Raw genomic sequence first — 22,213 nt, forward strand, 5'->3', positions numbered from 1 at the left:
TAACCGTAAGAAGCGACATTATCTTTAGGAGTGTGTATGAATCTCACCATCAGTGGACATCATCTCGAAGTGACCTCGGCCATCCGTGAATACGTGCAGAACAAGCTGGAACGCGTCACCCGCCACTTTGATCAAGTGATTGATATTGCTGTCATCCTGACTGTAGATAACCTCAAAGAGAAAGAGAAACGCCAGAAGGCTGAAATCAACCTGCGTATGTCGGGCAAGACCGTCTACGTGGAAAGCCTGTCCCAAGACTTGTACGCCGCCATCGATACCTTGATCGACAAGCTGGATCGGCAGGTCATGAAATACAAAGCCAAGGTCCAAGAGCACGGCCACGATGCGATCAAGCATCTCCCGGATAGCTACGAACCCGCTGCCGCCGCCCTATAACAACGGCCCCGGCACCATCAAACTAAGGGTGCAGAGGCGCCCTTTTTTGCGTCCAAATGGTTTAGAGTAAACGTTTTCCAAACTTGGACGGGAGTGGCATGAAACGAGCTAAACTATTTACGGCATGGCTGCTGGCGCTGGCCGCCCCCACCGTGCTGGCCTGCACCGCGCCGCCGCCGGCCGTGATCGACATCGACGCCAACAGCTACTACTCGGATGCGCACCACTCCGTCATCGATCCGGTACTGCGGGCGCGCAATATCGCCAACACCAAGCCGATCGACGACTTCCTGGCCGAGGTGGCGCAGAACGCCAGCCAGGGCAACGCCGCCTGCGCGCTGGGCTGGCTGGAGAGCTGGGCCGGGCAGCGGGCCTTGCTGGGCAAGCTGTCCAGCGAGCAGGCCTGGTACGTGCGCAAGTGGACTTTGGGCGGCATGGCGCTGAGCTACGCCCGCGTCAAGCCGGCCGCCACCCCCGTCCAGCAGCAAACCATCGAAGCCTGGTTCAAGACGCTGGCCGACGCCACCATGGCGCACTCCGATGCCCACAAGGGCACGCGCAATAACCACTACTACTGGGAAGGCCTGGCGGTGACGGCGGTGGGCGGCGTCACGCATGACGAGCGCTACCTGGCCTGGGGCCGCAAGGTGTTCGAGCACGCGATGGCGCAGGTGGCGGCGGACGGTTCGCTGCCGGCGGAAATGGAGCGCGCGGCCAAGGCCTTGCACTACCACGTGTTCGCGGCCGTGCCGCTGGTGATGAGCGCGTCCATCCTGGACCTGCATTCCGCCAAACTGGACCAGCTGATGCGCTTCACGCTGGCCGCCGCGCAAGACCCGTCGGCGATGGAAAAGGCCACCGGTTTCACGCAGGAGCGGGCCAATGTCAGCGAGATGTCGTTCGCCATCGTCTACGCCCGGCACCAGGGCAGGGCGGAGCTGATGCCGCTCAAAGCCAACTTCCAGCCGCGCCTGGGCGGCGACCTCAACCTGGCCAATCCGCTGGAGCATCTGGCGCCCGGCAAGTCGCAGTAGAATAGGGTTTTTTCCACCACACCAAGCACCTCATGAGCGAATACGTCCACACCAGCGTCAGCAACGGAACCGGCTTCATCACGCTGGACCGGCCCAAGGCCTTGAACTCTTTATCGCTGGCGATGGTGCGCGATATCACGCAGGCGCTGATGGCGTGGCGCGACGATAGCGGCGTGGCCGCCGTCGTCATTCGCAGCAGCAGCGAAAAGGCCTTCTGCGCCGGCGGCGACATCCGCTTCTTCTACGACGCCGGCCGCGCCACGCCGCAGGGCGGCAGCGCGCTGGTGGAGGATTTCTTCACCGAGGAATACGCGCTCAATCACCTGATCCATTTTTATCCCAAGCCGTACATCGCGTTGATGGACGGCGTGGTCATGGGCGGCGGCATGGGCGTGGCGCAGGGCGGTCCAGACTGCCGCGTGCGCATCGTCACCGAGCGGACCAGGATGGCCATGCCGGAAGTGAACATCGGCCTGTTTCCGGACGTGGGCGGCAGCTATTTCCTGGCGCGCGCGCCGGGCAAGCTGGGCTGCTATCTTGGCGTCACCGGCGTCACCATCGGAGCGGCAGATGCGCTGCATGCGGGCCTGGCCGATCACTTTGTGCCTGGCAGCGAAATGGCGGCCTTGTCGGTGCTGCTGGAGTCGACGCCGGGCGCGGGATTGGCCGAGGCCATTGCTGCCTTCGCGGCGCCGTTCAAGGCCGCGGCGGGCGACAGCAAGCTGGAGTCCGAGCGCGCCGCTATCGACCGTCACTTCGGCGCCGGTTCGGTGGCCGCGATCACCGCCTCGCTGAAAACGGACGACGGCGCCTTCGCGCAAAAGACGTTGCAAGTGATGGCCACCCGCTCGCCGCTGATGATGTGCGTGACGCATGAGCTGGTCCAGCGCGGCGCCGCATTGGACGTGGCCGATTGCCTGCGCATGGAACGCACGCTGGTGCGCCACAACTTCGAAGACGGCGAAGTGATCGAAGGCGTGCGCGCGCTGGTCATCGACAAGGACAACGCGCCGCAATGGAAGCCGGCGTCGCTGGAAGAAGTCGGCGAGGCCATGGTGCAGCGTTTCTTCCAGCCGGTGTGGCCGGACTACGCCCACCCGCTGCGCCACCTGGACTAAACGCCGATGGCCGTGGAACTGGACCGACTCGACATCCAGATACTGAATCTGCTGCAGGAGGACGCCACCATCCCGCTGCGGCGCATCGCCGAGCAGGTGCACGCGTCCGCCGCCACCTGCCAGCGCCGCATCGCGCAGTTGCGCGCCAGCGGCGTGCTGGTCAAGGAGGTGGCGCTGGTGGACCGCGTGCGCGTCGGCCGTCCGCTGACGGCGTTCGTCACGGTGCAGCTGGAGCAGCAGAATACCTCGCTGCTGAAAATGTTCGAATCGCTGATGCGCGAAGAGTCCGACGTCATGGCTTGCTACGAAGTGGCGGGCGAATTCGACTTCATGCTGGTGGTGACGGCGGTATCGATGGAAGCGTTCCAGGCTTTCACGCGGCGCGTGTTCACGTCGAATAACAACGTCAGCAACTACAAGAGCTTGCTGGCCATGAACTGCGCCAAGTTCGAAACCAAAGTGCCGTTGTGAAGATCGAGTAATTCTTGCATCGGGACGGGCGAGTCTGCAATTTTGCCTCACGGCCGCTCAGTATGATGGGCCTTCCAACTTCAGGAGGACAGCATCATGATCGACCACGTTTCCATCGGCACCCGCGCCCTGCCGCGCGCCACGGATTTCTACACCGCCTGCTTCGCGCCGCTGGGCTACACCTTGCAGCACAGCGACGCCACCCAAGTGATTTACGGCGCCGACGGCGTCTGGAGTTTTTGCCTCTATCCCTCGGCAGCCGAGGGCGTGCTGGCCGGCGATCGCACCCATGTGGCGGTCTCCGCGCCCAGCCAACAGGCGGCCAGGGAGTTCTTTGACGCAGCGATGAGCAAGGGCGCGACGCCCCTGCGTGAGCCCGGTTTACGGCCGGACATCAACGAGCGCTACTTCGGCACCATGATCAAGGACCCGGACGGCCACACCATCGAAGTGGTGCACTGGGGCCGGTGATCAGGCCTGCTCGCGGTGGCGCAGGATGACGCGTTCGGTTTTCTGGAAGTAGGCCGCCAGCTGCTCGGCCATGTAGACCGAGCGGTGCTGGCCGCCGGTGCAGCCCACCGCCACCGTCAGGTAGCTGCGGTTGTCGGTCTTGAAGGACGGCAGCCATTTCTCGATGAAGACGCGGATGTCGTTCATCAGATCCAGCGCGCTCGGCTGGGCGTTGAGGAAATCGATCACCGGCGCATCGCGGCCGGTCAGCGGGCGCAAAGTCAGGTCGTAGTAGGGATTCGGCAGCGCCCGCACGTCGAACACGAAGTCGGCGTCCAGCGGCACGCCCAGCTTGAAGGCGAACGATTCGAAGAACAGGATCAGCGGCGCCCGCTCGATTGCCACCAGGTCCTTGACCCAGGCGCGCAGCTTGTTGGCGCTCAGCTCCGAGGTATCGATCACATGGCCCAACTGCTCGATCGCCGACAGCCGCTCGCGCTCTTCCGAAATGCATTCGATCAGCGTGCGGCGCGCCGCCGGGTTCTGGCCTGGGCGCAATTCGTGCGACAGCGGATGGCTGCGCCGCGTTTCCGAGAAGCGCGCCACCAGCGAGTGCGTGTTCGCGGTCAGGAACATGACCTTGACGTCGTGCCCCAGCTCGCGCAGGCGTTCGACGGCGGCCGGCAGCGTGGCCAGCGATTCGGCGCTGCGCGCGTCGACCGCCACCGCAAGCGATTGCAGACCTTCGGCGACCAGCGTGTCCACCAGGCTGGAGAGCAGGGCCGGCGGCAGATTGTCGACGCAATAGTGTCCCGTGTCCTCCAGGACGTTCAGGGCCACGGACTTGCCGGAGCCGGAAATACCAGTAATGAGTACGATGCGCATAGGCCCCGATGATACCGCAGGCCGGGCTTACTTGCCCATAATGACCATGTTTAGTTTTCGCAATGATGCGGAAAAATACACGCTTAGTCGCCGCTCATGGCTTGACGTTGACGCTCCATGAATTCCTGGAGCGTATCGATGCCGCGCAGTTGCAGGATGGTGTTGCGCACGGCGGCTTCCAGCAGCACCGCGATGTTGCGGCCGGCCGCCACCGGGATCACCACCTTGCGGATCGGCAGGCCCAGCACATCCTCGGTCGGGAACTGGAACGGCAGGCGCTCGACTTCCTCGTCGGCCGCGCCGCGCCGCACCAGGTGCACGATCAGCTTCAAACGCATCTTGCGGCGCACGGCGGTCTCGCCGAAGATGGCCTTGATGTCCAGCAGCCCCAGCCCGCGCACTTCCAGCAGATTCTGCAGCAGAGCCGGGCAGCGGCCTTCGATCATGTTCGGCGCGATGCGCGAGAACTCCACCGCGTCATCGGCCACCAGGCCGTGCGAACGCGAAATCAGTTCCAGGCCCAGCTCGCTCTTGCCCAGGCCGGAATCGCCGGTGATCAGCACGCCTACGCCCAGCACGTCCATGAACACGCCGTGCATGATGATGCGCTGCGCCAGCTTCTTCGACAGGTAGACGCGCAGGAAGTCGATCACCTGCGCGGCCGGCAGCGGCGTGGAGAACAGCGGGATGTTTTTCTCGTCGCAGATGGCGAGGATGTCGGGCGGCGTTTCCAGCCCCTGCGCGATGATCAGCGCCGGCGGGCCGCCGGCGATCAGCTCGCCGATGACGTGGGCGCGCGTCAGCGACTTCAGGCGCTGGTAGTAGTTGATTTCCTGGTGCCCGAAGACCTGGATGCGGCCCGGGTGGATGGTGTTCAAGTGGCCGACCTGGTCGGCGGCCGAGGCGACGTCGCCGGAGATCAGGCGCTCGCCGCCGGGGAAGCCGGCGAACCAGCCTAGCTGCAAACTTTCGCGATTGTCGTCGTAGAGGCGTTGTATCGTCAGCGGAGTTTGCAGCATGGGTCGTCTTTACATGAGGATGAACTGGAGCCTAGTTTAACCTATTGTCTGACGACCAAGAAAATCTCAACCCGCAGCTTGCAAGCTAGGCATCCAGTTGATGATGCGCGAATGCACCGATTTCGGATCCGCATCCGTGCTCAGCGCGGTGCGGAAGGCGTCGTCGGAGAACATCTCGGCGATCTCGGACAGGATCTCGAGGTGCTGCTGGGTGACGTGGTCCGGAATCAGCAGGAAGAACAGCAGGTTGACCGGCTTGCCGTCGGGCGACTCGAACGGTATCGGTTCGGCCAGGCGCACGAAGGCCGCCAGCGGCGATTTCAGGCTTTTCATCCCCTTGATGCGGCCATGCGGGACGGCGACGCCATGACCCAGTCCGGTCGAGCCCAGGCGCTCGCGCGCGAACAGGTTGTCCGACACGGTGGAGCGGGCGATACCGCAGTTGTTCTCGAAGATCAGGCCGGCTTGCTCGAAAGCGCGCTTCTTGCTGGAGACTTCCAGATCCAGCAGTACGTTTTCCAGTGAGAGTATTTTGCTAAGGTTATTCATAACGCGACATAGAATGTTGCAACGCACAAAGGTGGCATGCGAGCAGAATTATAGGCTTGTTTCTGCGCCATGTAACAGGAAATCGCTCGCGCCCGTTGTTACGGTTGTGTCGGCCAGCCGGCGCGCGGGCTGGATTGATGTGCATCAAAGAAAGGAATCGCTATTTCTGAATAGAAATCACGGAAAACGCCGGTTTTTCGCCAGGGTCTGGGGCGAATTTCCGATTATTTGCGCGTTTTCAGGCCGGTGGGGCCGTATGACGCGTGGTGGTCAATAACCGCGCGCCATTTGCATATCATACGCCTGATTTTTCCTGTTTGATTGGAAAAAGTACCAGATTTATTGACGTGCGCCACGAAGGTTGGGCGGTTTCTGTGCTGTGCTGAAGTTGCTGCGCCAGGGGTTGATGTCCAGCCCGCCGCGCCGGGTGTAGCGGGCGTACACCGACAGCTGCTGAGGCTGGCAATGGCGCAAGATGTCGGTGAAGATGCGCTCCACGCATTGCTCGTGGAACTCGTTGTGCTCGCGGAAACCGATCAGGTAGCGCAGCAGGCTTTCCTGGTCGATCTGCGGACCGGAATAGTGGATCTGCACGCTGGCCCAGTCCGGCTGTCCGGTGACCAGGCAGTTCGACTTGAGCAGGTGCGAGATCAGTTTTTCCTCCACCGGCTCCTCGTCCAGCGCCGCCTTGAGCAGCTCCGGCGCCGGGTGGTAGTGGTCGACCTCGATGTCGAGGCGGTCCAGCAGCAGGCCGTCGAGCTCGCCCATTTCCACCATGCCGAATTCTTCCGGCTGGGTCAGCGAGATGTGCACGGTGGCGCCGAAGCCGTTCGACAAGTCCTGTTGCAGCAGGTTCTTCAGCGCGACCAGGCTGTCGAGGCGGGTCTGGTTGAAGGAGTTCAGGTACAGCTTGAAGGACTTCGATTCGATGATGTTGGGCGAGTCGGCCGGCACGGTGATGCGGGCGATCGCCACCTGCGGCTTGCCGCGCGCGTTCAGCCACGAGATTTCGTAGGCGTTCCAGATGTCGACGCCGAAGAAGGGCAGGGTGCCGGTCAGGCCGAGTTCGTCGCGCTTGCCCTGGCGCGCAATCGGGAACAGCAGTTCCGGTGCGTAATCGGTGCGGTAGGCGGAAGTTTTTCCCAGTGGGGACAAGTCGACGGTGTTGGTCATGGTGTTGTTTGATTCGGGTAAAGGTGAATGGTAGCGCAGTTTCACCCCTCAAGCGTGGTGGGGTCAGACCCCGCACGGGGTCTGACCCCTAAGCGACGGCGCTTGTTCTGTCGCTTAGGGTTGCGGGGTTAGCCCAGGAACAGCTTGTACACCGGGTTGGCGCTCTCATCCCAGTAGCGGTAGCCCAGCGTGGTCAGGAATTGCGCGAACTGGTCCATTTCCTCGGACGGCACCTGCAGGCCGATCAGGATGCGGCCGACGTCGCCGCCCTGGCTGCGGTAGTGGCACAGCGAGATATTCCAGTTCGGCGCCATCGAGTTCAGGAAGCGCATCAGCGCGCCCGGGCGCTCGGGGAATTCGAAACGGTACAGCAACTCGTCCTTGGCCAGCGCGCTCTTGCCGCCCACCAGATGGCGGATGTGGGCCTTGGCCAGTTCGTCGTGGGTCAGGTCCAGCGTCTTGAACTCGTTCTGCTCGAAGGTGCGGGCCAGCGTGCCCGATTCGCTGCGGTCGGCGATCTGCACGCCGCAGAACACATGGGCCTCGTCCTTGTCGCTGATGCGGTAGTTGAACTCGGTCACATTGCGCGGGCCGACCAGCGCGCAGAAGCGCTTGAAGCTGCCGCGCTGTTCCGGCAAGGTGACGGCGAACACCGCCTCGCGCGCTTCGCCCAGCTCGGCGCGCTCGGCGACGAAGCGCAGGCGGTCGAAGTTCATATTGGCGCCGCTGGCGATGGTGATCAGCGTTTCGTTCTTGATCGGGTCCTTGCTCAGCGCGGCGCGTTCGACATAGGCCTTGGCGCCGGCCACGGCCAGCGCGCCGGACGGTTCCAGGATCGAGCGGGTGTCGCTGAACACGTCCTTGATGGCCGCGCTGATGGCGTCGGTGTCGACCAGGATGATGTCGTCCACGTACTGCTGCACCAGGCGGAAGGTTTCCTCGCCGGCCAGGCGCACCGCGGTGCCGTCGGCGAACAGGCCGACGTCGGACAGCGTGACGCGCTCGCCGGCCTTGACGCTGCGCGCCATGGCGTCGGAATCGAGGCTTTGCACGCCGATGATCTTGATGTCCGGGCGGATCTGCTTGACGTAGGCGGCGATGCCGGAGATCAGGCCGCCGCCGCCGATCGGCACGAAGATTGCATGGATGGGGCCGGAATGCTGGCGCAGGATTTCCATGCCGATGGTGCCCTGGCCGGCGATCACGTCGGGATCGTCGAACGGATGGACGAAGGTCAGCTTCTGTTCCTGCTCCAGCGACAGCGCGTGGTTGTAGGCGTCGGTATAGGACTCGCCGTGCAGCACCACCTCGACATCGGCGCCGCCGCGCGCCTTGACCGCTTCCACCTTCACTTGCGGGGTGGTGGTCGGCATCACGATGACCGCGCGGCAACCCATGCGCGCCGCCGACAGCGCCACGCCCTGGGCATGATTGCCGGCCGAAGCGCAGATCACGCCGCGTTTGCGCTGGGCGTCGCTCAGGTGGGCCATCTTGTTGTAGGCGCCGCGAATCTTGAAGCTGAACACGCTCTGCATGTCCTCGCGCTTGAAATAAATTCGGTTCTCGAAGCGCTGCGACAGGGTCGGCGCGAGTTCCAGCGGGGTTTCAGTAGCGACGTCGTAGACGCGCGCGGTCAGGATTTTCTTCAGATAGTCGATAGTCATGGTTTGCAAACAGTGTGATTCCGGGACCCCAAGGGGGCGTTGCTCATTCAGTGCTAACTATCCGGCGTGTGACCGGGTGAAGCAGGGGCGCGGGCCGCGCGCGGATGGCTGCGCGGCCGTACGGTTCAATCATGCGGTGTGCGACTCATTATAATGGACACCTTTCCTTCCGCTCAAAGAAACCGATGATCGAATCTGCAATCGCCTGGCTGCTGCACGTACTGGCGGCGCCGGAAGTGGGCCTGACGTCGGTCTTTATCATCAGCTTGATCTCCGCCACCTTGCTGCCGCTGGGCTCCGAACCGGCGGTGTTTGCCGTCATCAAGGCCAATCCCGCCCTGTTCTGGAGCGTCATCGCCGTCGCCACCGTCGGCAACACGCTGGGCGGCGCGGTCGACTACTGGATCGGCTACCAGGCCAAGAAATCTTTCGCCAAGGAACGCAAGAGCCGCTGGTTCCACTGGCTGGAGCGCTACGGCGCCAAGACCATGCTGCTGGCCTGGCTGCCCGGCGTCGGCGATCCGTTGTGCACCCTGGGCGGCTGGCTCAAGCTGCCTTTCTGGCCCAGCATCGCCTACATGGCGGTGGGAAAATTGCTGCGCTACCTGACCATGACCACTCTGCTGTTGTACGTGCCGGACGGGGTTTGGCATAGGATAGGCCAATTGCTCGGCTAATTTGGTGCAAGCTATCATATTGCCATACGCCTCTGCGCATGAATTTCATTCAGTTTTATATCGGGTATTTATCCGTTATTGCCAACAAAAGCCGGAATTTGCAAATTTTTGGTGGGTTATTGCATGCCGGATAGCCCCTCGGCGGCCTAAGGGTGTTCCGGCGTGGTGCGCCGCAATACGCTAGAATGACCCTCCCGGGTTCAGTCTACAAGTCCAATCTCACAATGAATGCCCCTGCACAAATCCAAGCTTTGCTGGCGGAAACGCCCCACGGTCCCGAGGCCACGCGCCTTCGTGAAATTCCTTATAACTACACGTCGTTTTCCGATCGCGAGATCGTCATCCGGCTGCTGGGCGAGGAGTCGTGGAGCTTGCTGGATGCCTTGCGCGGCGCCCGCCAGACCGGCCGTTCGGCGCGCATGCTGTATGAGGTGCTGGGCGATATCTGGGCCGTCCGCCGCAATCCGTATCTGCAGGACGACATGCTGGACAACCCGAAGCGGCGCCAGGAACTGATCGACGCTTTGCATCACCGCCTGGCCGAGGTGGACAAGCGCCGCCTGACGGTCGACGACACCGGCGAGTATCAGGATGATGAGGCGGCGCGCGAACGCAGCACCAACGTCGCCAAGCTGCTGCGCGCGGCCGGCAAGGCGGTGGCCGACTTCGGCGAGGAATTCAAGCAGGTCTACGATCTGCGCAAGCGCACCAACAAGGTGCTGGGCCGCTACACCGACAAGCACAACATCTGCTTCGACGGCATGAAGCGCATCTCGCACGTGACCGACGCCACCGACTGGCGCGTCGAGTACCCGTTCGTGGTGCTGACCCCGGACACCGAGGAAGAAATGGCCGGCCTGGTCAAGGGCTGTATCGAACTGGGGCTGACCATCATCCCGCGCGGCGGCGGCACCGGCTACACCGGCGGCGCGATCCCGCTGACGCCGATGTCGGCCGTCATCAACACCGAGAAGCTGCTCAACATGGGCGCGGTGGAAATGAAAGTGCTGCCCGGCCTGGACCGCGAATACGCGACCATCTACACCGGCGCCGGCGTCATCACCAACAAGGTTTCCGAAGCGGCCGAGAAGGCCGGCTTCGTGTTCGCGGTCGATCCGACCTCGGCCCACGCCTCCTGCATCGGCGGCAATATCGCGATGAACGCGGGCGGCAAGAAGGCCGTGCTGTGGGGCACGGCGCTGGACAACCTGGCCTCGTGGCGCATGGTCGACCCGAACGGCGACTGGCTGGAAGTCACCCGCCTCGACCACAACCTGTCGAAGATCCACGACACGCCGCTGGCCCGCTTCAAGCTGGAGTGGACCCATCCGACCGCGCGCGGCGAATCGAAAGGCGAGCCGTTCAAGACCGAGCTGCTGGAAATCGAAGGCCGCAAGTTCCGCAAGGAAGGCCTGGGCAAGGACGTCACCGACAAATTCCTGGCCGGCCTGCCGGGCATCCAGAAAGAGGGGTGCGACGGCCTGATCACGTCGAGCCGCTGGATCCTGCACAAGATGCCGAAGTTCGCCCGCACCGTCTGCCTGGAGTTCTTCGGCCAGGCGCGCGACGCGATTCCATCGATCGTCGAAATCAAGGATTACCTGGACGGCCTGCCGGCCAAGGGCGAGCAGTTCAGCACGCTGCGCCTGGCCGGCCTGGAGCATCTGGACGAGCGCTACCTGCGCGCGGTCGGCTATGCCACCAAGTCGAAACGCGGCGTGCTGCCTAAGATGGCGCTGTTCGGCGACATCGTCGGCGACGATGAAAACGCCGTCGCGCTGGCCGCGTCGGAAGTGGTGCGCATCGCCAATACCCGCGTGGGCGAGGGCTTTGTCGCCGTCAGCCCGGAAGCGCGCAAGAAATTCTGGCTGGACCGCGCCCGCACCGCCGCCATCGCCAAGCACACCAACGCCTTCAAGATCAACGAAGACGTGGTAATCCCGCTGAACCGCATGGGTGAATATACCGACGGCATCGAGCGCATCAACATCGAACTGTCGATCAAGAACAAGCTGCAGCTGGCGGATGAATTGCAGCAGTTTTTCGCCGCCGGCAATCTGCCGATCGGCAAGAGCGACGACGCCGACGACGCCGTCGGCGACGAAGAAATGATGGGCGACCGCGCCGAGCAGGCGCAAGCGCTGCTGACCCAGGTGGCGGCGCGCTGGACCTTCCTGCTGGCCGAGCTGGACAAGCCGCTGACCGCCGTCACCGCGCAACTGGCCGAGCTGGGCCTGGAGCGCCTGCTGCCGGTGTTCGACGAACGCCTGAAAACCCAGCCGGACGCGACCTTGTTCGACGTGGTGCAGGACCGCACCATCCGCGTTACGTGGAAGCAGGAAATCCGCGCCCAGTTGCGCCAGATCTTCAACGGCGCGGCTTACAAGCTGATCCTCGACGAAGCGACCACCATCCACAAGCGCGTGCTGCGCGGCCGCGTGTTCGTGGCGCTGCACATGCACGCCGGCGACGGCAATGTGCACACCAACTTGCCGGTCAACTCGGACCATTACGAGATGCTGCAACTGGCGCACCAGGCCGTCGCGCGCATCATGAAGCTGGCCCGTTCGCTCAACGGCGTGATCTCGGGCGAGCACGGCATCGGCATCACCAAACTGGAATTCCTGACCGAAGAAGAAATCGGCCCGTTCCGCGACTACAAGCTGCGGGTCGATCCGGAAGGCCGCTTCAACAAGGGCAAGCTGCTGAACCTGGCCGGCATGGAAGCCGATTTGTCCAATGCCTACACGCCGTCGTTCGGCCTGATGGGCCACGAATCGCTGATCATGCAGCAAAGCGATATCGGCGAGATCGCCAACAGCGTCAAGGACTGCCTGCGTTGCGGCAAGTGTAAGCCGGTGTGCTCGACCCACGTGCCGCGCGCCAACCTGCTGTACTCGCCGCGCGACAAGATCCTCGCGACCTCGTCGCTGATCGAAGCTTTCCTGTACGAAGAGCAGACCCGCCGCGGCATTTCGATCAAGCACTGGGAAGAATTCGAGGACGTGGCCGACCACTGCACGGTCTGCCATAAATGCGTGACCCCATGCCCGGTCGACATCGATTTCGGCGACGTGTCGATGAATATGCGCAACCTGCTGCGCAAGATGGACAAGAAGAGCTTCAATCCCGGCAAGTCGGCGGCGATGTTCTTCCTCAACGCCACCGATCCGGCCACCATCAACGCCACCCGCGCGGCGATGGTCGGCATCGGCTACAAGGCCCAGCGCCTGGGCAACGACTTGCTGAAGAAGTTCGCCAAGAAGCAGACCAAGGCACCGCCTCCAACGGTGGGCAAGCCTAAGGTGCGCGAGCAGGTGATCCACTTCATCAACAAGAAAATGCCGGGCGGCCTGCCGAAGAAAACCGCGCGCGCCTTGCTGGATATCGAGGACGACAAGGTCATCCCTATCATCCGCAATCCCAAGGCCACCAATGCCGATACGGAAGCGGTGTTCTACTTCCCGGGCTGCGGCTCGGAGCGCCTGTTCTCGCAGGTGGGCCTGGCGACGCAAGCGATGCTGTGGGAAGTGGGCGTGCAGACCGTGCTGCCGCCGGGCTATCTGTGCTGCGGTTATCCGCAGCGCGGCGCCGGCGAGTACGACAAGGCCGAGAAGATGATGACCGATAACCGCGTGCTGTTCCATCGCATGGCGAATACGCTCAACTACCTGGACATCAAGACCGTGCTGGTCTCGTGCGGCACCTGCTACGACCAGCTGGCGACCTACGAGTTCGACAAGATCTTCCCGGGCTGCCGCATCATGGACATCCATGAGTACCTGATGGAAAAGCAGGTCCGGCTGGAAGGCGTGACCGGCACGCGCTATATGTACCACGAGCCTTGCCACACGCCGATGAAGCTGCAGGAAGCGACCAAGACCGTCAATACGCTGATCCAGACGCACGACAACGTCAAGATCGAGAAGAACGACCGCTGCTGCGGCGATTCGGGCACGCTGATGATCGCGCGTCCCGACATCTCGACGCAGGTGCGCTTCCGCAAGGAAGAGGAAGTCATCAAGGGCGCGGACAAGCTGCGCGCCGATGGCTTCGAGGGCGAAGTGAAGATCCTGACCAGCTGCCCGGCCTGCCTGGGCGGCGTGTCGCGCTACGGTGAAGATGCCGGCACGACGGCCGACTACATCGTGGTCGAGATCGCCAAGCACCTGCTGGGCGAGAACTGGATGGCCGACTACGTCAAGCGCGCCAACGACGGCGGCATCGAGCGGGTGCTGGTGTAATGGCCTGCGACCTGTGCAAGCTGCTGGAAGCGCCGATGCCGGTATCGGCGCTGATCTGGGGCGATCACCAATTGTCGGTGGTCGCCGTGGACGAGGCCGAGTATCCGGGCTTCACGCGCGTGGTGTGGAATGCCCACGTCAAGGAAATGACGGATCTGTCGCCGGCTGAACGCAGCCGCGTGATGGAGGTGGTGTGGGCGGTCGAGTCCGCACAACGCGCGGTGATGGCGCCGGAAAAAATCAACCTGGCCAGCTTTGGTAATATGACGCCCCATGTGCACTGGCATGTGATTCCGCGTTATGTGGACGATGCACATTTCCCGAATCCGACCTGGGCTGTTGCGCAGCGCTCGTCGGCGCCGGAAGTGCTGGCCGCGCGCCGCGCGCTGCTGCCGGCTTTGCACGCCGCGATAATCGAACGTTTGAAAGCATAAGCAATGAGCAAGCAAGTATGAGCAAGCAACCCATCGGCCTAACCGTCCACAACAAGTCCAAAGTGTTGGACATCGAATTTGACGACGGCGCCTCGTTCTCGATTCCGTTCGAGCTGCTGCGCGTGTATTCGCCGTCGGCCGAGGTGAAGGGACACGGGGAAGGGCAGGAGGTGCTGCAAGTGGGCAAGCGCGAAGTGGGCATCGCGGCGATGGACCCGGTCGGCAACTACGCGGTGCAGCCGACCTTTACCGACGGCCACAACACGGGGCTGTACACCTGGGACTATCTGTACAAGCTCGGCAATGAAAAAGAAGCGCTGTGGGCCAACTATATGGACCGCCTGCACGCCTCCGGCTTCGAAGGCGACAGCGGCCGCGAGACCGGCGTCACCCTGACCGGCCCAGGCTCAAAGAACCACACCGGCTGCGGCCACAAGCATTAATGCTCAGTATGTGACGTCGTCACGATGTGCGAAGACGAAGATGGCGCGTAGCTGGGGCGGCATTTTTCTCAGCGCTTCCACATCGATGGACGGAGGCGAGGGAGGTGGGCATTCTTTAAACCGCACGACTGCTGGTTGCCAGTCCCGTAAAGGCGATGCTGCCAGTCGCTGAGCTGCTTCTCTCCGGTATCGTCTGATTTCAACCAGCGTGGCTTCAAGCTCAGCCCTCGTCTTGTCATCCAGCTCGGGAATTTCCAGATCGGCGGGGATCTCTACGTCATAAATTTTCATAGCTGTTCTCCATGATTTCAAACGGGGCAACCAATTCCGGCAATGCGAATTTATCGCTGTACATAAGCAATCGCAGTAATGGCATTTTTCCCGTGTTCGCTATGTTTTTACAGTCCCAGGTCAACAGGATCTCGCAATGACTTAATGCTGCGCGTGCGATATGCCGACCTGCCGCAGAGGCTCCTGCTTTTGGACCACCTCCCAGTATTAAAAGTTCGCCAGCATATGCGACACGTGAGCTCGATAGGCATTGGGCCAGGTGCTGAACGGCCTTGATGCATCGGGTCGCCCTGAGCGGATCGCGCTCTTTTATGTCCTCCAAGACATACTCGGAAATGAAGGTCTTGCTTGGAACGCAGCGGGTGTGCCACCACAGCTGCGTCAACTGCTGGCACGCGTGGGTAATGGGGTTGGAACTCGGCGGGTCGGTCAGGTGAAAAATGACGGAAGTATCGAGATAGATCGTTGGAGACATGATTGGACCTCTGGTGACTTCACCCAGATTAGCCCGTCCAGTTGGCTGCGGTTTCGGCTAAATCAAACGGATTTCATCAAGCTGTCACAGCGCCGTGGGATAGTTGGCGGTTTTATTGCGCTGGATGGGAGATGGCATGAAGGATGTTTGCAAAGGGTTGGTGCTGGCGTTGGCCTTGATCGTCGCGCCGTTGCGTGCGCAGGAGTATTTCGGCGATGCGCGGCCCGATGCGCCTGAGCTGGCGGCGCGCGGACCATTGCAGGTCGGCGTGCGCACGCTGGTGGCCGAGCATGCGGACCAGCTCGACATCCTGCGCTACAGCGACGCCACACCGAACCCGCGTTACAGCCGCAAGCTGGTGCTGGAAGTCTGGTACCCGGCCCAGCTCCAGCCCGGCCAAAAAGAACATACCGTTTATACCGATGTGCTCGGATCCGGTCCGAACGATCCGGCCCGTCCCAACACGCAGTTCGAGTTCAACGGCCGCGCCGCGCGCGATGCCGCGCCGCAAGCTCCGGCAGCCACCGCGCCGGCCGGCGGCTATCCGCTGGTGATCGTCTCGCACGGCTATCCCGGTTCGCGCCTGCAAATGAGCTACCTGACCGAGAACCTCGCCTCCAAAGGCTACATCGTGGTGGCGATCGACCATCCCGAATCGACCCGCGCCGACAAGGCCGGCTTCGCCAGCACCTTGCTGAACCGCGCGCAGGACGACTTGTTCGTGCTGCAAACCGTGGCCGCCTGGGGCAAGCCGGGCAGCGGGCATTTCCTGTCCGGCCTGGTCGACGCCGACAACACCGCCTTGATCGGCTACTCGATGGGCGGCTACGGCGCGCTCAACACCGTCGGCGCCGGCGTCGGCCCGGTGGCGGCCGCGTATGTCCCCGGCGGCAAGCTGGCCGTCAACCAGCAGGGCAACGCGCAATATGAAGCGCGGCGCGATCCGCGCATCAAGGCGGTGGTGGCGTTTGCGCCATGGGGCGGCGCGCACCAGGTGTGGGAACCGGCCGGCCTGGCCGGCGTGCGCACGCCGATGCTGTTCGTCAGCGGCGACCAGGACGACGTGGCCGGCTACCAGGACGGCGTGCTGCGCCTGTTCCAGGGCGCCATCCACGCCGACCGCTACCTGCTGACCTATGTCGGCGGCCGCCACAATTCCGCGCCGAATCCGCCGTCGCCGGCCATGCTGGCCAATTTCGACGACTTCATGTCCTATTCCGAGCCGGTGTGGGACAGCCGCCGCATCAACAACATCAACCAGCACTTCGTCACGGCCTTCCTCGGCATCCACCTCAAGCAGCAGCCGTTCCAGCCGTATCTGGAGCTGCCGCCGCTGGGCGCGGACGGCACCATCAAGCCGGATCCTGCCCCGTGGAAGGGCTTTCGCCCGCGCACCGCGCTCGGCCTGGCCTGGCGCCATTTGCCGGCGCAGTAAGCGCAGCAAGCGTCAGGGACGCTCTTTCAGCCTTTCGTTGATGCAGCCCGACCGGTAGCACTCATCCAGGCGTTCCCGCAGGAAGCGGGTGCGTGTGACGGCGCGGCTGCTGCCGCAGTCCAGGTCGACGAAGACGCTGTTGCCCTCGCGCCTGGTGCAGCGTTCGACCCGGGTCTTCTTCCACTCCTGCTGGCTGCGTTCGAGCTGCTCCCTGCCGCGGCTGTCCAGCCTGAGGTTCAGGGAGCTGTAGCGCTCATTCAGCTCGCGCTCCGTCCGCTGGTATTCCTGGCTCAGGCAGGGCACGCCTTCGAGATCGTTATGCCAGCCGCATGGGGAGTAGGCGAGGGCGCTGCCCGAGGCGCACAGCAGTAACGCAGCAAACACTTTTTTCATCGTGGGACTCGTGGTGGGACGGAGTTGCCGATTTTGCCATAGTTGCGGCCCGCCCTCAATGCTGTCAGCTTGTATAATGCAGGCAAACTAACAGGCCTGCCTACCATGACCAATACCACTCACTTCGGTTACAAAACCGTCGCGGAAGACGACAAAGTCCGCGAAGTCGCCAAGGTTTTCCATTCTGTCGCCGCCAAGTACGACATCATGAACGACGTCATGTCGGCCGGCCTGCACCGCCTGTGGAAGACTTTCACCATCGCCAACGCCGCCGTGCGTCCCGGTTTCAAGTGCCTGGACATCGCCGGCGGCACCGGTGACCTGGCCAAGGTATTCGCCAAGCAAGCGGGCCCGACCGGCGAGGTCTGGCTCACCGACATCAACGAGTCGATGCTGCGCGTGGGCCGCGACCGCCTCTTGAATCGCGGCCTGTTGACCCCCACATTGCTATGTGACGCAGAAAAACTGCCGTTCCCGGATAATTACTTCGACCGCGTCAGCGTCGCCTTCGGCCTGCGCAATATGACCCACAAGGACCAGGCGCTGGCTGAAATGCGCCGCGTGCTCAAGCCGGGCGGCAAGCTGCTGGTGCTGGAATTCTCGAAAGTGGCCGAGCCGCTGCAGAAACCTTACGATTTCTATTCGTTCAAGATCCTGCCGTGGATGGGCCAGAAGATCGCCAACGACGCCGAAAGCTACCGCTACCTGGCCGAGTCGATCCGCATGCACCCGGACCAGGAAACGCTGAAGACCATGATGGAAGAGGCGGGCCTGGAACGGGTAACGTATTACAACCTGACGGCAGGTGTGGCCGCTTTACACACCGGTATCAAACTGTAGTGATAGGAATGCCATGAACATCAAGAAAATCCTGATCGGCGCCGTGCTGGCCGTTTCCGCGCTGTCGATGCTGGGCGAGGCGCTGGCCCGTCCAATGGGCGGCGGCCGTTCGATCGGACGTCAATCGCAAAGCGTCAACCGCATGCCGCCGGCCGCCGCGCCTGCGCCAACAGCGCCGCGTCAGGCCGCGCCAACGCCGGCCGCCCCGCCGGCCGCGATCCCGCCGAAGCCGGCCAGCCCATGGAAAGGTATCCTGGGCGGCGCGCTGCTGGGCCTGGGTATCGGCGCACTGTTCTCGCACTTCGGTCTGGGTGGCGCCATGGGCGGCATGCTCGGTTCGCTGCTGATGCTGGCGCTGCTGGCCGGCGCGGTGTTCTTCGTCATCCGCCTGATCCGCGGCCGCTCGCAGCCTGCAGCTGCGGCGCCGGCCGCATTCGGCGGCAACAACGGCGGCAACAACGTGTATTCGATGCCGCCATCCAGCGGCACGCCGGAGATCGGTTCGCGCTTGCAGCCTGAGCCAGTGCAGCAAGCCGCCGCGCCGGTCGCCCACACGCCTTGGGGCGTGCCGGCCGACTTCGACGCGCCGTCCTTCCTGCGCGTGGCCAAGAGCAACTTCATCCGCCTGCAAGCGGCCTGGGACAAGGGCGATTCGGCCGATATCCGCGAATTCACCACGCCCGAGGTGTTTGCCGAGCTGAAGATGCAGATCAGCGAGCGCGGCGCGCAAAAGGACTACACCGACGTCGTCACCATCGACGCCGAGCTGCTGGGCATTGAAACCAGCGACAGCGATTACCTCGCCAGCGTCAAGTTCACCGGCACCATCAAGCCCGCGCCGGATGCGCTGGCCGAGCCGTTCAACGAGGTCTGGAACCTGTCCAAGCCGGTTTCCGGTGCGTCTGGCTGGCTGCTGGCTGGTATTCAACAGCTCGCGTAATTGCCGACAATTCGCGGCAAGCTGGTAAGATCAAGACCGCCCGTACTTCCGGGCGGTTTTGTTTTGCGGTTTTTGTTTTCACGGTAGACGAATGACACCACCGAATTTCTCCGCTGCGGCGCCGGCCAGCGCCGCCATCAATCACTTGCTGGCGCAGGAGCCGTGGGCGCGCAAGGAGTTGCAGCGCCACGCCGGCAAGATCGCCGCCATCGACACCGGCGCGGTGGTGCTGCGCCTGCGCGTGACGGCCGACGGCATGCTGGAAGCCGCGCCGCCCGAAGAGCCGGCCCGCGTCACCATCCGCGTCAAGCTGTCCGACCTGCCGCTGATCGCGCAGAACCGCGAGCGGGCGTTTTCCTACGTGCAGATCGAGGGCGACGCCGAATTCGCCAACGCCATCTCCAACCTGAGCAAGTCGCTGCGCTGGGAAGCCGAGCACGACCTGGAAAAAGTGGTGGGCCCGATCGCCGCCGTGCGCATGGTGTCCGGCGCCAGGTCGGTCTTTGAAGCGGTCAGGAACGGCCACCAGAAGCTGGCCGAAAACGTCGCCGAATTCCTGCTCGATGAAAAACCTGTGCTGATCCGCCCGCAAACGGTGGAAGCCTTCTCGGCCGACGTGGTGCGCCTGCGCGACGACGTCGAACGCGCCGCCAAGCGCCTGGCCAAACTGGAACAGAAACTGGATCCCAAATGATGTTGAAATTTTTACGCCTGCTGAAGATCCTGCGGGTATCGGTGCAATACGGCCTCGACGAAATCGCCATCTCCGGCCTGAAAAAACCGCGCATCGCCAAGCTGATCGATACCGTGTTCTTCTGGCGCGACCTGTCGGCGCCGCGCGGCGTGCGCCTGCGCATGGCGCTGGAAGACCTGGGGCCGATCTTCGTCAAGTTCGGCCAGGTGCTGTCGACCCGGCGCGACCTGATCCCGGCCGACCTGGTCGAGGAACTGTCGCGTCTGCAGGACCGCGTGCCGCCGTTCGATTCCGACCTGGCCATCGCGCAGATCCGCAAGTCGCTGGGCGCCCATCCCGACCAGCTGTTCGCCAGCTTCGAGCGCACGCCGGTGGCGTCGGCCTCGATCGCGCAGGTGCACTTCGCCACGCTCAAGGACGGCAAGCAGGTGGCGGTCAAGGTGCTGCGTCCGGGCATGAAGAAGTCCATCGACGAGGACGTGGCGCTGATGCACATCGCGGCCGAATGGATAGGCCGCATCTGGGCCGACAGCAAGCGCCTGAAGCCGAAGGAAGTGGTCGCCGAGTTCGACAAATACCTGCACGACGAGCTGGACCTGATGCGCGAGGCGGCCAACGCCAGCCAGCTGCGCCGCAACTTCGCCGACTCCAAGCTGCTGCTGGTGCCGGAGATGCATTGGGACTACTGCTCCAACAGCGTGATCGTGATGGAGCGCATGCACGGCATTCCGGTGTCGCAGATCGACCGGCTGGAGGCGGCCGGCGTCGACCTGAAAAAACTGTCCAGCGACGGCGTCGAGATCTTCTTCACGCAGGTGTTCCGCGACGGCTTTTTCCATGCCGATATGCATCCGGGGAATATCCTGGTGTCGATCGACCCGGCCACCTTCGGCCGCTACATCGCGCTCGACTTCGGCATCGTCGGCACGCTGAACGACTTCGACAAGGATTACCTGTCGCAGAACTTCCTGGCCTTCTTCCGTCGCGACTACAAGCGCGTGGCCGAGGCCCACATCGAGTCCGGCTGGGCGCCCAAGGAAACCCGGGTCGACGAGCTGGAGTCCGCCGTGCGCGCCTGCTGCGAGCCGATCTTCGACCGTCCGCTGAAGGACATCTCCTTCGGCCAGATCCTGCTGCGCCTGTTCCAGACCTCGCGCCGCTTCAACGTCGAAGTGCAGCCGCAACTGGTGCTGCTGCAAAAGACGCTGCTCAATATCGAAGGCCTGGGCCGCCAGCTGGACCCCGACCTGGACTTGTGGAAGACCGCCAAGCCCTACCTGGAGAACTGGATGGCCGAGCAGGTCGGCTGGCAGGGCATGTGGCAGCGCCTGAAGGCGGAAGCGCCGCGCTACACCCACATCCTGCCGCAACTGCCGCGCCTGCTGCACCGCGCGCTGGAGCAGCAGGGCGAGCGGCCGTCCGATAACACCGAGCTGATCAAGGTGCTGATCCACGAACAGCAGCGCACCAACCGTCTGCTGAGCCTGGTGATCTACTTCGCCGGCGCGTTCGGCATCGGCGTCGCCGGCTACCAGCTGTACCTGCGCTGGCATCACTTCCTCTGACCATGGTGGACTTCGCACAGCGCGACCCGATGTCGCCGGCGTTCTGGGACGAGCGCTTCGAGCGCCGGTTCACGCCCTGGGACCGGGGCGGCGTGCCGCAGGCCCTGCGCGACTTCGCCGCCAGCGGGCCGCTGACGACCTTGATACCGGGCTGTGGCTCGGCCTACGAGCTGGCGTTTCTGGCCGATGCGGGCTGGGACGCGGTGGCCATCGATTTCTCGCCGGCCGCGGTGGCGGCGGGCAAGGCGGCGGTCGGAGCGCACGCGGCGCGCGTGGTCGAGGCCGATTTCTTCGCCTGGCAGCCGGAAAGTCCCTTGCAACTGATCTACGAGCGCGCCTTCCTGTGCGCCTTGCCGCGCGCGATGCGGCCTCAGGTGGCGGCGCGCTGGGCGGCCTTGCTGGCGCCGGGCGCGCTGCTGGCCGGCTACTTCTTCTTCGACGACGCGCCCAAGGGCCCGCCGTTCGGCATCACGCGCGCCGAGCTGGAAGCCTTGCTGGAGGCCGACTTCGAGTGCATCGCCGACGACGCCGTCAGCGATTCCATCCCGGTGTTCGAGGGCAAGGAGCGCTGGATGATCTGGCGCCGTCGCTAGCGCTTAGTCGCGGCGGGGATTGTTGGGATGGTTGTCGACGCCGTTCGGGATGCCGTCATGGTCGGCGTCGCCGCGCGCCCAGCTGCCACGCGTCATTTCCCAGTGACCGTTGCGTTCGGCCCATGCCGGCTGGTGATAGACGTAGCCGCGGCGTTCGCGCTCCCAGTGGCCTTTGACCCAGAAGTGGCGGTTGTTTTTCCAGTCCCAGTAGCCGGGCGCCCAGACGTAGCCGTGTCGTGGCGGCGGCGCCACTTCGTTGCGCGGCGCCGGCGGCGCGGTTTGAACAACAATGACAGCGGCCGACGCTGACAGCGTCACGGTACCGGCGGAAGCTGCGATGGCGGCGGCAAGCAGTAGTTTCTTGATCATGTTGAACTCCTTTAGGTTGGTGCTACCGTTATAAGGAGTTCCTGCCGCGCTGTATGTGCGG

Annotated in this window: 24 protein-coding genes; 15 read left to right on the top strand and 9 right to left on the bottom strand. The window is 63.4% G+C overall.

Annotated elements, in window-relative coordinates; all coding sequences use genetic code 11:
- Positions 1 to 36: 36 nt before the first annotated feature.
- From hpf to V6M89_RS11660, 5 genes are all read left to right on the top strand, one after another.
- Positions 37 to 396: a ribosome hibernation-promoting factor, HPF/YfiA family gene (hpf, locus tag V6M89_RS11640; RefSeq protein WP_026334892.1), complete on the top strand. Its 360-nt coding sequence runs from the start codon at positions 37 to 39 to the stop codon at positions 394 to 396.
- 98 nt (positions 397 to 494) lie between these two features.
- Positions 495 to 1,430, top strand: a complete 936-nt coding sequence (locus V6M89_RS11645) for an alginate lyase family protein (RefSeq protein ID WP_332853317.1) — start codon at positions 495 to 497, stop codon at positions 1,428 to 1,430.
- A gap of 32 nt (positions 1,431 to 1,462) precedes the next feature.
- The gene (locus V6M89_RS11650; RefSeq protein WP_332853318.1) at positions 1,463 to 2,548 is read left to right on the top strand and encodes an enoyl-CoA hydratase/isomerase family protein; all 1,086 of its coding nucleotides are present in this window, start codon (positions 1,463 to 1,465) and stop codon (positions 2,546 to 2,548) included.
- A 12-nt stretch (positions 2,549 to 2,560) separates the two neighbouring features.
- Positions 2,561 to 3,019, top strand: a complete 459-nt coding sequence (locus V6M89_RS11655) for an Lrp/AsnC family transcriptional regulator (protein WP_116992825.1) — start codon at positions 2,561 to 2,563, stop codon at positions 3,017 to 3,019.
- Positions 3,020 to 3,115: 96 nt separating this feature from the next.
- Complete coding sequence (locus tag V6M89_RS11660) at positions 3,116 to 3,490, top strand: VOC family protein (RefSeq protein ID WP_332853319.1); 375 nt, start codon at positions 3,116 to 3,118, stop codon at positions 3,488 to 3,490.
- Here V6M89_RS11660 and rapZ read toward each other — a convergent pair whose 3' ends face one another.
- From rapZ to ilvA, 5 genes are all read right to left on the bottom strand, one after another.
- Positions 3,491 to 4,354 carry an RNase adapter RapZ gene (rapZ, locus tag V6M89_RS11665; protein ID WP_332853320.1) on the bottom strand — a complete coding sequence of 288 codons (864 nt, stop codon included), beginning with the start codon at positions 4,352 to 4,354 and terminating at the stop codon, positions 3,491 to 3,493. It lies immediately after the preceding gene.
- An 83-nt stretch (positions 4,355 to 4,437) separates the two neighbouring features.
- Positions 4,438 to 5,373, bottom strand: a complete 936-nt coding sequence (hprK, locus tag V6M89_RS11670) for an HPr(Ser) kinase/phosphatase (protein ID WP_008444515.1) — start codon at positions 5,371 to 5,373, stop codon at positions 4,438 to 4,440.
- 66 nt (positions 5,374 to 5,439) lie between these two features.
- Positions 5,440 to 5,922 (bottom strand): PTS sugar transporter subunit IIA, encoded by a 483-nt coding sequence (locus tag V6M89_RS11675; RefSeq protein ID WP_020704458.1) that lies wholly within the window; start codon positions 5,920 to 5,922, stop codon positions 5,440 to 5,442.
- A gap of 339 nt (positions 5,923 to 6,261) precedes the next feature.
- Positions 6,262 to 7,095 carry an NADPH-dependent 7-cyano-7-deazaguanine reductase QueF gene (queF, locus tag V6M89_RS11680; RefSeq protein WP_332853321.1) on the bottom strand — a complete coding sequence of 278 codons (834 nt, stop codon included), beginning with the start codon at positions 7,093 to 7,095 and terminating at the stop codon, positions 6,262 to 6,264.
- Positions 7,096 to 7,223: 128 nt separating this feature from the next.
- A complete protein-coding gene (ilvA, locus tag V6M89_RS11685; RefSeq protein ID WP_332853322.1) occupies positions 7,224 to 8,759 on the bottom strand; it encodes a threonine ammonia-lyase, biosynthetic in 1,536 nt (511 codons plus the stop codon).
- 185 nt (positions 8,760 to 8,944) lie between these two features.
- Between ilvA and V6M89_RS11690 the strand changes: the two genes are divergently transcribed.
- The 4 genes from V6M89_RS11690 (at position 8,945) to V6M89_RS11705 (ending at position 14,557) form a co-directional block, all read left to right on the top strand.
- Positions 8,945 to 9,436, top strand: a complete 492-nt coding sequence (locus V6M89_RS11690; protein ID WP_332853323.1) for a YqaA family protein — start codon at positions 8,945 to 8,947, stop codon at positions 9,434 to 9,436.
- Between the two features lie 224 nt (positions 9,437 to 9,660).
- Positions 9,661 to 13,680, top strand: a complete 4,020-nt coding sequence (locus tag V6M89_RS11695) for an FAD/FMN-binding oxidoreductase (protein WP_332853324.1) — start codon at positions 9,661 to 9,663, stop codon at positions 13,678 to 13,680.
- On the top strand, positions 13,680 to 14,114 hold the full coding sequence (locus V6M89_RS11700) for an HIT family protein (protein WP_332853325.1): 435 nt from the start codon (positions 13,680 to 13,682) through the stop codon (positions 14,112 to 14,114). The genes V6M89_RS11695 and V6M89_RS11700 overlap by 1 nt, the downstream gene beginning before the upstream one ends.
- 17 nt (positions 14,115 to 14,131) lie before the next feature.
- Positions 14,132 to 14,557, top strand: a complete 426-nt coding sequence (locus tag V6M89_RS11705; RefSeq protein ID WP_332853326.1) for a DUF971 domain-containing protein — start codon at positions 14,132 to 14,134, stop codon at positions 14,555 to 14,557.
- A 3-nt stretch (positions 14,558 to 14,560) separates the two neighbouring features.
- On the opposite strand, the gene V6M89_RS11710 is transcribed toward V6M89_RS11705, so the two are convergent.
- Both V6M89_RS11710 and V6M89_RS11715 read right to left on the bottom strand, forming a co-directional pair.
- Positions 14,561 to 14,848: a hypothetical protein gene (locus V6M89_RS11710; RefSeq protein ID WP_332853327.1), complete on the bottom strand. Its 288-nt coding sequence runs from the start codon at positions 14,846 to 14,848 to the stop codon at positions 14,561 to 14,563.
- Positions 14,835 to 15,323, bottom strand: coding sequence for a hypothetical protein (locus V6M89_RS11715; RefSeq protein WP_332853328.1), 489 nt, complete (start codon positions 15,321 to 15,323; stop codon positions 14,835 to 14,837). Before V6M89_RS11715 ends, V6M89_RS11710 begins: the two co-directional genes overlap by 14 nt.
- 136 nt (positions 15,324 to 15,459) lie before the next feature.
- Between V6M89_RS11715 and V6M89_RS11720 the strand changes: the two genes are divergently transcribed.
- A complete protein-coding gene (locus tag V6M89_RS11720) occupies positions 15,460 to 16,758 on the top strand; it encodes an alpha/beta hydrolase family protein (protein WP_332853329.1) in 1,299 nt (432 codons plus the stop codon).
- 12 nt (positions 16,759 to 16,770) lie between these two features.
- Here V6M89_RS11720 and V6M89_RS11725 read toward each other — a convergent pair whose 3' ends face one another.
- Complete coding sequence (locus tag V6M89_RS11725; protein WP_332853330.1) at positions 16,771 to 17,142, bottom strand: lysozyme inhibitor LprI family protein; 372 nt, start codon at positions 17,140 to 17,142, stop codon at positions 16,771 to 16,773.
- A gap of 114 nt (positions 17,143 to 17,256) precedes the next feature.
- Between V6M89_RS11725 and ubiE the strand changes: the two genes are divergently transcribed.
- The 5 genes from ubiE to V6M89_RS11750 all read left to right on the top strand — a co-directional run bounded on the left by ubiE (position 17,257) and on the right by V6M89_RS11750 (position 21,783).
- Positions 17,257 to 17,991 (top strand): bifunctional demethylmenaquinone methyltransferase/2-methoxy-6-polyprenyl-1,4-benzoquinol methylase UbiE, encoded by a 735-nt coding sequence (gene ubiE / locus V6M89_RS11730; protein ID WP_116992725.1) that lies wholly within the window; start codon positions 17,257 to 17,259, stop codon positions 17,989 to 17,991.
- Between the two features lie 13 nt (positions 17,992 to 18,004).
- On the top strand, positions 18,005 to 18,931 hold the full coding sequence (locus V6M89_RS11735; RefSeq protein WP_332853331.1) for a Tim44 domain-containing protein: 927 nt from the start codon (positions 18,005 to 18,007) through the stop codon (positions 18,929 to 18,931).
- A 91-nt stretch (positions 18,932 to 19,022) separates the two neighbouring features.
- Positions 19,023 to 19,625 carry a ubiquinone biosynthesis accessory factor UbiJ gene (locus tag V6M89_RS11740; RefSeq protein ID WP_332853332.1) on the top strand — a complete coding sequence of 201 codons (603 nt, stop codon included), beginning with the start codon at positions 19,023 to 19,025 and terminating at the stop codon, positions 19,623 to 19,625.
- Entirely contained in the window at positions 19,622 to 21,190 is a 1,569-nt protein-coding gene (ubiB, locus tag V6M89_RS11745) for a ubiquinone biosynthesis regulatory protein kinase UbiB (protein ID WP_332853333.1), read from the top strand. Before V6M89_RS11740 ends, ubiB begins: the two co-directional genes overlap by 4 nt.
- Positions 21,191 to 21,192: 2 nt before the next feature.
- Complete coding sequence (locus V6M89_RS11750) at positions 21,193 to 21,783, top strand: methyltransferase domain-containing protein (RefSeq protein WP_332853334.1); 591 nt, start codon at positions 21,193 to 21,195, stop codon at positions 21,781 to 21,783.
- 3 nt (positions 21,784 to 21,786) lie between these two features.
- Here the strand turns inward: V6M89_RS11750 and V6M89_RS11755 are convergent, their stop codons facing one another.
- Entirely contained in the window at positions 21,787 to 22,152 is a 366-nt protein-coding gene (locus V6M89_RS11755) for a YXWGXW repeat-containing protein (RefSeq protein WP_332853335.1), read from the bottom strand.
- Positions 22,153 to 22,213 lie beyond the last annotated feature (61 nt).

It is taken from the genome of Duganella sp. S19_KUP01_CR8 (assembly GCF_036688705.1).
In the GTDB taxonomy this organism is placed as follows: domain Bacteria; phylum Pseudomonadota; class Gammaproteobacteria; order Burkholderiales; family Burkholderiaceae_D; genus Rugamonas.

Excerpts from the sequence above, each read along its gene's own strand:
- ubiE (WP_116992725.1), top strand. The coding sequence starts at position 17,257 with ATGACCAATACCACTCACTTCGGTTACAAAACCGTCGCGGAAGACGAC.
- queF (WP_332853321.1), bottom strand. The coding sequence starts at position 7,095 with ATGACCAACACCGTCGACTTGTCCCCACTGGGAAAAACTTCCGCCTAC.
- hprK (WP_008444515.1), bottom strand. The coding sequence starts at position 5,373 with ATGCTGCAAACTCCGCTGACGATACAACGCCTCTACGACGACAATCGC.
- V6M89_RS11650 (WP_332853318.1), top strand. The coding sequence starts at position 1,463 with ATGAGCGAATACGTCCACACCAGCGTCAGCAACGGAACCGGCTTCATC.
- V6M89_RS11755 (WP_332853335.1), bottom strand. The coding sequence starts at position 22,152 with ATGATCAAGAAACTACTGCTTGCCGCCGCCATCGCAGCTTCCGCCGGT.
- V6M89_RS11710 (WP_332853327.1), bottom strand. The coding sequence starts at position 14,848 with ATGAAAATTTATGACGTAGAGATCCCCGCCGATCTGGAAATTCCCGAG.
- rapZ (WP_332853320.1), bottom strand. The coding sequence starts at position 4,354 with ATGCGCATCGTACTCATTACTGGTATTTCCGGCTCCGGCAAGTCCGTG.
- V6M89_RS11750 (WP_332853334.1), top strand. The coding sequence starts at position 21,193 with ATGGTGGACTTCGCACAGCGCGACCCGATGTCGCCGGCGTTCTGGGAC.
- V6M89_RS11690 (WP_332853323.1), top strand. The coding sequence starts at position 8,945 with ATGATCGAATCTGCAATCGCCTGGCTGCTGCACGTACTGGCGGCGCCG.
- V6M89_RS11720 (WP_332853329.1), top strand. The coding sequence starts at position 15,460 with ATGAAGGATGTTTGCAAAGGGTTGGTGCTGGCGTTGGCCTTGATCGTC.
- V6M89_RS11695 (WP_332853324.1), top strand. The coding sequence starts at position 9,661 with ATGAATGCCCCTGCACAAATCCAAGCTTTGCTGGCGGAAACGCCCCAC.
- V6M89_RS11700 (WP_332853325.1), top strand. The coding sequence starts at position 13,680 with ATGGCCTGCGACCTGTGCAAGCTGCTGGAAGCGCCGATGCCGGTATCG.
- V6M89_RS11660 (WP_332853319.1), top strand. The coding sequence starts at position 3,116 with ATGATCGACCACGTTTCCATCGGCACCCGCGCCCTGCCGCGCGCCACG.
- V6M89_RS11645 (WP_332853317.1), top strand. The coding sequence starts at position 495 with ATGAAACGAGCTAAACTATTTACGGCATGGCTGCTGGCGCTGGCCGCC.
- hpf (WP_026334892.1), top strand. The coding sequence starts at position 37 with ATGAATCTCACCATCAGTGGACATCATCTCGAAGTGACCTCGGCCATC.
- ilvA (WP_332853322.1), bottom strand. The coding sequence starts at position 8,759 with ATGACTATCGACTATCTGAAGAAAATCCTGACCGCGCGCGTCTACGAC.
- V6M89_RS11735 (WP_332853331.1), top strand. The coding sequence starts at position 18,005 with ATGAACATCAAGAAAATCCTGATCGGCGCCGTGCTGGCCGTTTCCGCG.
- V6M89_RS11740 (WP_332853332.1), top strand. The coding sequence starts at position 19,023 with ATGACACCACCGAATTTCTCCGCTGCGGCGCCGGCCAGCGCCGCCATC.
- ubiB (WP_332853333.1), top strand. The coding sequence starts at position 19,622 with ATGATGTTGAAATTTTTACGCCTGCTGAAGATCCTGCGGGTATCGGTG.
- V6M89_RS11675 (WP_020704458.1), bottom strand. The coding sequence starts at position 5,922 with ATGAATAACCTTAGCAAAATACTCTCACTGGAAAACGTACTGCTGGAT.
- V6M89_RS11705 (WP_332853326.1), top strand. The coding sequence starts at position 14,132 with ATGAGCAAGCAACCCATCGGCCTAACCGTCCACAACAAGTCCAAAGTG.
- V6M89_RS11715 (WP_332853328.1), bottom strand. The coding sequence starts at position 15,323 with ATGTCTCCAACGATCTATCTCGATACTTCCGTCATTTTTCACCTGACC.